The organism is Flavobacterium nitrogenifigens (assembly GCF_003254565.1).
Taxonomy (GTDB): Bacteria; Bacteroidota; Bacteroidia; order Flavobacteriales; family Flavobacteriaceae; genus Flavobacterium; species Flavobacterium nitrogenifigens.
Genome location: NZ_QJRI01000180.1, coordinates 337,279 through 349,120, shown reverse-complemented (window position 1 = coordinate 349,120; position 11,842 = coordinate 337,279). Strand labels below are relative to the sequence as shown.

General features: G+C 35.7%; 9 protein-coding genes. 3 read left to right on the top strand and 6 right to left on the bottom strand.

What is annotated here, in order from left to right; all coding sequences use genetic code 11:
* The 3 genes from DM397_RS20060 to DM397_RS20050 all read left to right on the top strand — a co-directional run.
* The coding region (locus DM397_RS20060; RefSeq protein ID WP_162615504.1) for a T9SS type B sorting domain-containing protein at positions 1-4,025 on the top strand (4,025 nt) is incomplete at its 5' end.
* A 134-nt stretch (positions 4,026-4,159) separates the two neighbouring features.
* Positions 4,160-5,077, top strand: coding sequence for a PorP/SprF family type IX secretion system membrane protein (locus DM397_RS20055; RefSeq protein WP_111379214.1), 918 nt, complete (start codon positions 4,160-4,162; stop codon positions 5,075-5,077).
* A gap of 12 nt (positions 5,078-5,089) precedes the next feature.
* A complete protein-coding gene (locus tag DM397_RS20050; protein ID WP_111379213.1) occupies positions 5,090-7,033 on the top strand; it encodes an OmpA family protein in 1,944 nt (647 codons plus the stop codon).
* A 119-nt stretch (positions 7,034-7,152) separates the two neighbouring features.
* Here the strand turns inward: DM397_RS20050 and DM397_RS20045 are convergent, their stop codons facing one another.
* The 6 genes from DM397_RS20045 to pyrR form a co-directional block, all read right to left on the bottom strand.
* Positions 7,153-7,659, bottom strand: coding sequence for a CAP domain-containing protein (locus DM397_RS20045; protein ID WP_167511671.1), 507 nt, complete (start codon positions 7,657-7,659; stop codon positions 7,153-7,155).
* A 185-nt stretch (positions 7,660-7,844) separates the two neighbouring features.
* On the bottom strand, positions 7,845-8,489 hold the full coding sequence (pdxH, locus tag DM397_RS20040; RefSeq protein WP_111379212.1) for a pyridoxamine 5'-phosphate oxidase: 645 nt from the start codon (positions 8,487-8,489) through the stop codon (positions 7,845-7,847).
* Positions 8,490-8,576: 87 nt separating this feature from the next.
* On the bottom strand, positions 8,577-9,482 hold the full coding sequence (locus tag DM397_RS20035; protein WP_111379211.1) for a ribonuclease Z: 906 nt from the start codon (positions 9,480-9,482) through the stop codon (positions 8,577-8,579).
* Positions 9,483-9,541: 59 nt separating this feature from the next.
* On the bottom strand, positions 9,542-9,874 hold the full coding sequence (locus DM397_RS20030) for a ribonuclease Z (RefSeq protein WP_111379210.1): 333 nt from the start codon (positions 9,872-9,874) through the stop codon (positions 9,542-9,544).
* A 209-nt stretch (positions 9,875-10,083) separates the two neighbouring features.
* On the bottom strand, positions 10,084-11,013 hold the full coding sequence (locus tag DM397_RS20025; protein WP_111379209.1) for an aspartate carbamoyltransferase catalytic subunit: 930 nt from the start codon (positions 11,011-11,013) through the stop codon (positions 10,084-10,086).
* A 106-nt stretch (positions 11,014-11,119) separates the two neighbouring features.
* Positions 11,120-11,659, bottom strand: coding sequence for a bifunctional pyr operon transcriptional regulator/uracil phosphoribosyltransferase PyrR (gene pyrR, locus DM397_RS20020; protein ID WP_008468864.1), 540 nt, complete (start codon positions 11,657-11,659; stop codon positions 11,120-11,122).
* Positions 11,660-11,842: the final 183 nt, after the last annotated feature.

Here is an 11,842-nt window from a genome sequence, read left to right as displayed (position 1 = left end):
CTCAGGTGATCACCATTCAGGATACAACTGCTCCTACTTGGACAACTGCTCCAACAGCTCTAAATGCGACTTTAGAATGCAATGACACAGAAGGTCTTGCTGCTGCTCAAGCTCAAATCCCAGTAGCTTCAGATTTATGCGATGCAGATGTTTTAAACATCACTAAAGTAAGCGGACAGTTTGTGGCTTCTGAAGGATGCGGAAACGCAGGAACTTACACCAACACATGGACCGTAAAAGACGACTGCGGAAATACTTCTGACACTTTTACACAGGTAATCACCATTCAGGATACTACCGCTCCAACTTGGAATACTATTGCAGGCACTTTAAATGTAACCTTGGAATGCAGTGATGCGGTTGGTCTTGCAGCTGCTCAGGCTCAGTTTCCTACAGCTTCTGACCTTTGCGATGCGGATGTTCTAAACATCGAAAAAGTGAGCGGATCTTTTGTTGCCTCTGAAAGCTGCGCAAACGCTGGAACTTACACCAACACTTGGACTGTAAAAGATAACTGCGGTAACACATCTGACACTTTCACTCAGGTGATCACCATTCAGGATACTACAAAACCAACTTTTGCTGGTGAGCTTCCTACAGATATTACAGTTTCATGTGACGCAGTTCCAGAACCATTTAATATGGAAGCTTCTGATAATTGCAATGGAAATTTACCAATTGTTTTCAGTGAAACTAAAAGCGACATTAAAAACGAATGCGGTACAGAATACACCTTAACTCGTAACTGGTCTACAAGTGATTGTGGAGGAAATTTAATTTCTCATACTCAAATAATAACAGTAAGAGATACTACGCCTCCAACAGGTACTGCACCAGCAGATGTTGCTAATCTACAAAGTGCAGCAGACATTCCTGCAGGAAGTCCAGATGACATAAAAGATGCCACAGACAATTGCTCAGGAACTGTAAATATTACTATAAAAGACACTAACAATGGAGGAACAGGATGTAATGGTGAATCTTATATCTTAACTAGAACTTATACTCTAACAGACTGTGCAGGCAATAAAACTGAATTAGTTCAAACCTTTACAGTTGAAAATAAAGTTTCTGTAAGCGGTATTGTTACAAATGTAAGCTGCCAAGGAGAAAGCGACGGTTCAATTGCAGTTACCAGCAGTGCTGGAGCCACTGTAGTTATTACCAATCAAAATAATGAGGTAGTTGGAAATACTAATCTACCAGCTGGAACCTATACACTTACTGCAACATCTTCAGTAAATACTGGAAATGAAACTTGTACAGCAACCGCAACAGTTGTGATTACAGAACCAAATTATAGAGTAAAAATATCAGGACAAATCATAAATGTAGATACCAACACTCCTCTTGCAAATGTACCTGTAACATTGATTCCTCAGGGAACAACTACAGGACCAATACAAATGCGCATTACAGGGGCAGACGGAATGTACAGTTTCACAGGAATGCCTGCAGGAAGTTATTTGGTACAAGTACAAGATGCTAATTTAAATAGCGTATACCAATTATACCCTGTTGATTCTAGCTTATTCTTTACTACTTTAGAAGAATGTGCTTTCCAAGTTCATAATTTCAAATATGGAAAATCTAATCTTCCTGTTCTTGGAGATTATGTTTGGTACGATACCAATAGTAACGGAGTTCAAGATGAATGGTACGATGCCAATAATGATGGTTCGGTTACCAAAAATATTCCAGATTCAAATGGAGCTATTGACTATAGCCAATGGGAATGGATAGATCTTAACGGAGACGGAAGCTTTGCTGGTTCTCAAAATGTTGGGGAATTAAATGCTGGTGGTTTCGGAAATGCACTTAGTCCAAATGTAATTGTAGATGGTCCAAATGGATACCATAAAGATGTTATTGTAGGAATTGCAGGATACTGGAGAGAACGTCCTGAAACAGAAAATCCTTACGGACAATATACAGTAAAATTGGTAAGAGATGCAAATTTCGACATTATGGCTACAAACTTAGGATTTTCTGGCTTAGTAAAAGTTATTCCTTCAATGTCTGCTAAAAACATAGCTGGAAAAACAAGCAAAGCACAGTTGCACACCGTTTGTAAAACTACAACAGATAGTGGCTATGTAGTGAATGTTACACCAGAAGATTTAGTTCATTTAGATCTTGATTTCGGAGTTAGCTGCAAAGAATACAAAGACATTGTAGCTAATGACGACAGCGCAGGTCCGATTGCAGGTGTAAACCATACTACTACTAATGTATTAAATGTATTACCAAATGATACTTTAGAAGGAAATCCTATAACTGCATCTGATGTAATCATAACAACTGTAACACCAAACGAATTCTTGCAATTAAATGCTGATGGTTCAGTTGATGTATTGCCAAATGCTCCAGTAGGAACATTAACAATGGTATATCAAATCTGCGAAGCCGATCAGACAGATAACTGCGATACCGCAACTGTTACCGTTACAATAGAAGCTCCTGTTATGACTGTAAGTGCGACAGCTATATGCGTAAACGATGTTCCTTACCTTGACTATGTAGTAACACCAGAAAACTTTACTCCTGTAAATGGTGTGACCATAGCATGGGCAGACAGCAGTAACAATGTAATAACAACAATGACCGATCTGCCTTTAAGTGGACGTGTACTGTGGCCAGGAGCTGTAGTAGATGATCAAGGAAAAGGAATTGACTGGCCAGGCTGGATTTTTGAAAATAACAGATGGATTGAAGGAGCTGATGGATTCGAAAAATTACGTCCAACAGCAAATGTGACCCTATCTCTAAATCCTAGTCAGACTATTACAGTTAGCTATCCTCCTGCCGATCCGTTCTGTACTGCTAGACCAACATTTGCTATTGTGGCAAATGATGATAATCCTGCACCAATAATTGGAAATGCAGCACAAACCAATGTGATTAATGCTTTAACTAATGACACATTAAATGGCACTGCCGTAAATATAAATGATGTAACATTAACAACAACTGTTGCAGACCCAACGGGCTCAATAACTTTAAACCCTGACGGATCTGTAGATGTTGCTGCAAACACACCTGGCGGTACTTACACATTAACATACCAAATTTGTGAAAAAGCCGATTTTGGAAACTGTGATACAGCTATAGTGACTGTTGTTGTAATTTCTCCAATTGTAGCTAATGATGATACCTACAGTAATATTGGATGTAACACTTTTGGACTAGTAGGCAATGTATTAAGCAACGATTTGAAAGGAACAATCCCTGTAACGATAGAATTAGTAAACTTTACACTTCTTGCAGAAGGAAACAACACTAAAACAGATCCAAACATTACTTTTGATGCTTCTGGAAATGTAAATGTGTCAAGTTTAACGCCTGCTGGTACTTATACGTATAGCTATACAATCTGTGACAAATTAAGTTCTCTAAACTGTGATTCTGCAGTTGTTACCATTATAGTAATTCCAAATGGTGTTGTAGAAGTAAGCGGCACAGCATGTACCGATGATTCGACATTAGTTAACTTGAACAGCCTGCTTCCTGAAGGAAGCCCATTAACTGGAGTTTGGCAAGATCGAAACAATACTAATGCACTTCAAGGAAATATTCTTAATCCGTTTGGTTTAGCATTAGGCAATTATGTTTTTGACTATATAATAGCTGACGAAAGATGTCCAAGAAGTATCGTTTTAAATATGGAAATTAATGATGATTGTAGAGTTTTGGCTTGTGGCAAAGTGTTAGTACATAATGCTTTTTCTCCAAATGGCGATAACATAAACGATTTCTTTAAAATTGACAATATCGATGATACCACTTGTTATCCAGGCAATTCTGTCGAAATATACAATCGCTGGGGAGTTTTAGTTTTTGAAACTACAAACTACAACAATACAACTAATGCTTTTGATGGAACCTCAAGAGGAAGAACAACTGTTAAGCAATCTGATGGATTACCAACTGGAACTTATTTTTACATTATTAACTATAAATCTCTGGATGGAAACAACAATGTTCAAGAACATAAATTAGACGGATATTTATATCTATCCAAATAGTAATTAAAAACACTCTGTAAACTTAGCGTTTACAGAGTGTTAAAAAAATCCGAAAAATTTGATTAATTTCGAATAGAACACATTGAAATTCAATGATTTAAATAGTCAATAGTAATTATTAAATAAAATCTACTATGAGAACAAAATTATTTTTCTTCGTCATTCTGTTAGTTACATGTTCAGGGTATTCACAGCAAGATGCACAGTATACGCAGTATATGTACAACACAATAAATATAAATCCTGCCTATGCAGGTTCTCGTGGAGCACTTAGTATTTTTGGTCTTTACCGCACCCAATGGGTAGGTCTCGACGGAGCACCAGAAACAAGCAGTTTTTCAGTTAACTCTCCTATAAATAATAGCAGAATTGGTGTAGGCGCTTCATTAGTAAATGACAAAATTGGTCCTACCAATGAGAATAATATATCAGTCGATGTCTCCTATACTGTTCAGACATCTGCAGATTTTAAACTTTCATTTGGTATTAAAGGAACTGCAAATATCTTCAATTTAGATGTAAACAAATTAAATCCTGCAGATCAGGGAGATCCTCAATTTCAGGATCTAAATAATAAATTCAGTCCAAATGTCGGAGCGGGAGTTTATTGGCATTCTGATAAAGCTTATATTGGTTTGTCTGTTCCAAATTTTATCGAAACAAATCGCTACGATAACAATGACGTAGCCATTTATAAAGACAAAATTAATTATTATTTAATTGGAGGTTACGTATTTAATCTTGACAAATATGAATATGTAAAATTTAAACCTGCAGTTCTAGCAAAAATGGTTCAGGGTGCACCACTTCAAGTAGATCTTTCAGCCAACTTTATGTTCTATGATAAATTTATGCTTGGTGCAGCCTATAGATGGAGTGCTTCTTTAAGCGCTATGGTCGGATTTCAAATCACAGACGGACTTTATTTAGGTTATGGGTATGACCGAGAAACCACAAACTTAAACAACTATAATTCAGGATCACACGAAATTTTCCTTCGCTATGAATTCTTCTCAAACAAAGGCAAAATGACAACTCCTCGTTTCTTCTAAAAATTAGGTATCATGAAAAACTATACACTACTTTTAATTACAATTATAGGTGCTTTTTCATTTAGCAGTTATGCACAGCAGTCAAAAATAAATAATGCAGACAAAAAATATGACGGCTATGCTTATATCGATGCAATAAAAACCTATGAAAAGGTTGCCGCCAAAGGCTACAAATCTGAAGACATGTTTAAAAAACTGGGGAATGCCTATTATTTTAATTCAGATTTTCAAAATGCGGCAAAATGGTATGGCGAATTATTTGCAATGAATACAAATGTTGAACCAGAATACTATTTTAGATATGCTCAATCTCTAAAATCTACTGGCGACATTAACAAAGCCAATAAGCTTCTAGATGAGTTTAATGCTATCTCTAAAAATGACAGCAGAGGAAAACTTTACAAAGAAGATGTAAACTACTTGGACCAGATTAAAGCAAATTCTGGGAGGTACCAGATAGAAGACGCGGGTATAAATAGCAAATACTCAGATTACGGATCATTTATTTACAACAACAAAATATATTTTGCTTCAGCTCGCGATACGGGAAATTTTTCGCAACGCAAACACAAATGGACAGGAGAATATTTTACCAATATTTATAATGCTGATTTAGATTCTGTCACTGGGAGCCCATCAAAAGTAAATAAATTTAAATCGGCTATTAATACCAAATTTCATGAGGCGTCTCCTGTGTTTACAAAAGATGGAAAAACAGTTTATTTTACCAGGAACAACTATATTGATGGAAAAAAAGGAAAAGACGAAAACAAAGTTACCTTAATCAAACTTTACAAAGCAGAGCTGGGAAAAGATAATAAATGGACCAATATTACAGAGCTTCCTTTTAATAGTAATAATTATAGTACGGCTCACCCAGCTCTTAGTCCAGATGAAAAAACACTCTATTTTGCTTCTGATATGCCAGGAACTATTGGAGAGTCAGATATATATAAAGTAAGCATAAATCCGAATGGAGGCTATGGCCCGCCAGAAAATCTCGGAAATAGCATTAATACCGAAGGGAAAGAAACATATCCTTATCTGACTAGCGAAAACGAAATTTATTTTGCATCTGACGGACATCCAGGTTTGGGAGGTTTAGATGTCTTTGTCGGCGATATTGACAATAGCGGAAAAGTAAGCAATATCCAAAATGTGGGTGCAGATGTCAATTCGCCAAAAGATGATTTTGCGTACATCATTGATCCCGAAACAAGAAGAGGATTTTTCAGTTCCAACAAAGAGGGCGGACAGGGCTCTGATGATATCTACAAATTCCTAGAAACCAAAAGACTCAGATGCATTCAAGAACTATACGGTGCTATAACAGATGCCGAAACGGGAGAAGTGCTCCCAGGTGCAAAAGTTACCCTGTATGACGATCAGATGAATCTTAAAAACTCTGCTGTTGCAGATGGCTCAGGGCTTTACTCCTTTGCTGTAGAGTGCGGAAAAACATATTACGTCAGAGCTGAAAAACCAGAATATACAACTAGAGAGCTCAGCGTAACGATTGAAAAAACAAGCGGTAAAACAAACTTGCCAATTGCATTGGAAAAAGCAACCTGCAAAGTTACTGTAGGCGATGATTTAGGAAAATGTTTCGGAATTAAAATGATCTATTTCGATTTGGATAAATCAAATATTAGAACCGAAGCAGCATTGGATCTAGAAAAAATACTGGCTGTTCTGAACGACTATCCTAATATGAAACTAGACATTCGTTCGCATACAGACAGTAGAGCTTCTCACCAATACAATGAAGCTTTATCTGATCGAAGAGCAAAATCAACAATTCAATGGCTGGTTAAAAATGGAGTTTCTCCGAAACGTCTAACTGGAAGAGGATATGGCGAAACAGAACTTGTAAATAAATGCGCAGATGGCGTTCCATGTACTGAAGCAGAACATCAAGCCAACAGACGAAGCGAATTTATTATTACTGCCTTATAATCTTAATAATAGAAATACAAAAAAAGCTGCCAAAATTGGCAGCTTTTTTTAATTTAAAAAGTCGTTGCAATTCTATGAATCACAACGACTTCTAAAAAACCAACCTGTTCAATAAATCTTTAAAGCTTAACAAAAATGTTAGTATAATATTTTTTTCCAGTAGCTGGATCTGTCGTTACAGACAATCCAAAATGAGTATAATCTCCTTCTATATTTTCTTTGTGACCTGGACTATCCAGCCAAGCTCTTAAAGCTGCTTCGGGTGTTTTATAATTGTAGGCAACATTCTCTCCAACTTTCTTTGCCCCCAATACACTAGTCATATTGCTAGATCTTGCCACAAAATCGTTATGATCCACAACATTATTTGCAATCATATATTTATTATGCTCTTCACATTTAAATGATATATGATTAATTCTTTCCAAGGCATTCAAACCAATACTCACACGGTATTCGTTTATCAGTCTCATCGTTTCTATTTCAGTATCGTTATAGGTGTAGTTTGCAACAAGCGTTTCTGTTGGAGTTGTAGAATCCGAGCTTGCTTCGGCAGTGTCAGCAGAACATGCGTTCATTGCGAACAAAATCGCAATGAACAACATGGTGCGCGTAATCTTTTTCATAATCATCAGCATTTTAGCGGTTTAAAGTAAATGTTGGGGCAAATCCTTTAAATTTATCTTTGAATAAATATCGTTTGCATTATTGTATCCCAAACGTATTCAATTTACCGTTAAAGTGCAAAAATAATCGATGAAATGCACTTATTTTTTAATTTCAAATATAAAATTCCTACGTAAAAATACTTTTACGAAGATAACCTTTCAATCTTCCAAGAAAAATCTGACTGACTAGTATAACGAATCCTATCATGAAGTCTATTTGGTCTTCCTTGCCAGAATTCAACTTGTAGTGGAGTCACAATATAACCGCCCCAATTTTCAGGTCTCGGAATTGGTTTTCCCTCAAACTCAGTTTCTAGTTTTTTTAAGTTTTCTTCTAAGAATGTTCTGGATGGAATCACTTCACTTTGGTGAGAAACAATCGCTCCGAGCTTACTGCCATCAGGACGAGAATCAAAATAATTGTCTGAAATAATCTCTGACGTCTTTTGTGCAATTCCTTTTATAATAACTTGGCGTTCTGCTTCCTGCCAAAAAAAAGACAAACAAACATTTGGGTTTGCTTCAATAGCTTTCCCTTTTTCTGAATTGTAATTGGTATAAAATATAAACCCTTCTTCAGAAAATTTCTTCAATAAAACCACACGCGATTTCGGGAAACCATCCAATCCAATTGTCGAAACCGTCATAGCATTTACCTCCCCGCTTCCGCCAAAATCTTCCACTTCATGAAACCATCGGTTAAAAAGATTAATCGGATCTTCTGGAATATTCGTTTCCAGTAATTCGCTTTTCTCGTAAGATTTTCTATAATTACTTAAATCGTTCATAGTTTTTGATTTTAGTTTATTTTGTTTCAAGTTTCAAGTTTCAAGAAAACCTAGAACCTCAGCACCTTAGAATCTTAGCATCTTTTTTTAAAACTCAAAACTTACCCCATCATCTGCCAAAAGTACATTTGGAAAAACTTCCTCTGCTTCTCTTTTAAATGGCTCCAAACCATCGTAACGAGTTGAATAATGGCCTAAAATAAGCTGTTTTACATTGGCCTTTAAAGCAATATTTGCAGCTTCTTTTGCTGTCGAGTGCAGTGTTTTTTCTGCCAGTCTAGCTTCAGATTCCAGAAACGTCGATTCGTGATATAAAATGTCTGTATTCTGTATAATCGGAATTATCTCTTCATTGTAAACTGTATCAGAACAGAATGCATAACTTTTGGCTGGCGGTGGATCAAAAGTAAGTTTTGCATTCGCCACTACAGTTCCATCATCAAGCGTAATATCGCTTCCGTTTTTTATTTTCTGATAATAAGCAATATGTATATTATAGCGCTGAACTGCCTCCACATCTAGTTTTCTTTCATCTGGTTTTTCCTGAAAAAGATATCCATTTGTATAAACACGATGCTTTAGCGGAATTGTTTTTACAATAACTTTTTTGTCCTCAAAAATAACTTCACTTTCTTTAGATTCTAATTCATGAAAAAACAAAGAATAAGTCGTCCAAGATTCTGTCAATTTTAATTGAATTAAGATCAATTCCTTAATTCCTTTTGGTCCATAAATATGTAAATCTGTGGTTCTTCCTAAAAGCGAAAAAGTGGAAATAGTGCCAATCAATCCAAACAAATGATCTCCATGAAGATGTGAGATAAAAATGTGATTGATTTTTGAGAATTTAATCTTGTTCTTACGAAGCTGTACCTGAGTTCCTTCACCGCAGTCAATTAAAAACAATCTGTTCTTAATATCTAAAACCTGCGCGGTCGGATTAGTAAGCGTTCTGGGAGTTGCGGCATAACAGCCAAGTATAGTTAACTTCATTTCTCAATTAAAAATTGATAATTGACAATTATTAATTTTTAATTATCAATTGTTAATTATTAGAAACCTAAGTCTCTTTCTATTTCTTCCATTTCGATAATATCGTGAGCTTCTAAAAGAGAAGGCACTACAGCCAATTTATCTGAAATAGCATTAAAATCAAGATCTGTTGCTACAATTACAAACGATTTTTTTGCTTTTTTCTGAGCTTTAGATAGCGGTAAAAAAGCTTTTAAATCATTTTCTGAAATATTAGAATCAGCTGATAAATCGATTATAATATTTTGTTTTTCAAAGGTCTTAAATTGTTGCGTCACTTTTTCCAAGAAAGCATTTACATCTCCTTGAGTATCTTTAATCGTAACGGTATGTCCTTTTTGATCTACTTTCATTTTATAATTTATAGGGGCTTATATTTTATGATGCTAATTTACTAAGTTTTTTTTTGTTTCAAGTTTCAAATTTAAGTTGCCAAACTTTATGAGCTTAACCGCAAAGTTCGCAAGGTTTTTTCGCAAAGTACACAAGAAAAAACAAAGCTTTGCGAACCTCGCGTAGCTCTTTGCGAACTTTGCGGTTAAATTTTAAACCAGAAACAAAATTATTGCTGAATCTTAGAAGCCAGCAAATAAATAACCGCCATTCTAATTGCTACACCATTCTCCACCTGATTTAAAATCACAGACTGATCCGAATCAGCAACTTCAGAAGTAATCTCTACTCCTCTATTGATTGGTCCCGGGTGCATGATTACGATTTCTTTTCCCAATGAATCCAAAAGCGGTTTATCTACTCCGTATTGTTGAGCGTACTCGCGTGTTGATGGGAAGAAATTCACATCCATACGTTCGTTTTGTACGCGAAGCATATTGGCAACATCACACCATTCTAAAGCTTTGCGTAAATTCGGTTCAACTGTAACACCAAGCGATTCAATATATCTCGGAATCAATGTTTTTGGCCCGCAAACTTTTACTTCTGCGCCTTGCATCTGCAAAGCATATATGTTGGATAAGGCAACTCTCGAATGCAGAATATCACCTACAATAACTACTTTTTTTCCAGCAACATCTCCCAGTTTTTCTCTGATAGAATAACTGTCTAATAAAGCCTGAGTTGGATGTTCGTGCGCTCCGTCTCCGGCGTTTACGATACTTGCTTTTACATTTTTAGATAAAAAATAAGCCGCTCCGGGATTAGAGTGGCGCATTACAACCATATCCACTTTCATCGAAAGGATATTGTTTACAGTATCAATCAAGGTCTCTCCTTTTTTAACCGATGACTGAGCTGCAGAAAAACTGATCACATCAGCAGATAAACGTTTCTGCGCTAATTCGAAAGAGAGTTTGGTTCTGGTACTGTTTTCGAAGAAAATATTGGCAATGGTAATATCTCGTAATGAAGGAACTTTTTTAATTGGTCTATTAATGACTTCTTTAAAATGATCTGCCGTTTCAAAAATCAGGTTAATATCATTCTCGTTGATATATTTAATTCCTAATAAATGATTTACGCTTAATTCTTTCATTGTGTGTGTTTATATGTTTAATCGTTGAATTGTTTAATCGTTTTTTTTCAAATCGCTTAATCGGTGTAATTACCGATTAAACAATTAACCGGTTAACCGATTAAACTTAATTCGTCACTAGGTGAACAACATCTTCACCATCATTTTCTTTCCAGCTTACAATTACTTTTTCGCCATTAATAGCATCTACCTGACGTCCACGGTAATCGGGCTGAATTGGTAAATGACGGCTGAAGCGTCTGTCAATTAAAACCAATAATTCAATCTCTGAAGGTCTTCCAAAAGATTGAATGGCAGTTAAGGCAGAACGAATGCTTCTTCCGGTAAACAAAACATCATCAATAAAAATGACTTTTTTGTCTTCGACTATAAAATTGATTTGGGTTTTATTGGCTTCAAGCGGTTTATCAGTACGACGGAAATCATCTCTAAAAAAAGTGATGTCCAGATATCCTAAAGAAATTTCAGGAACCTTGTATTCGTTCTCTAATATTTGTTTTAAACGTTCAGCTAAAAAAACACCTCTTGGCTGAATTCCCACTAAAATAGTTTCAGAGAAATCAAGATGTTTTTCGATTAACTGACAAGCCAAACGATGCAGTATGATAGTAACTTCTTTCGAATTAAGTAATACTTTTTGACTCATAAGTGATTGTAATGTTTGGTTGCGCAAATATACGGAATCTGATTTTATTTGTTGGGGTGTTGGGGTTGGAAATATATTTTTTAAATATTCCAACCAAATATTTAAAGAAATAAAATCTTACTTTTCAAAGAAATTTTGATTAAAATCATATTTTAGCAAAACCAAAACACTAACTAAGTTATT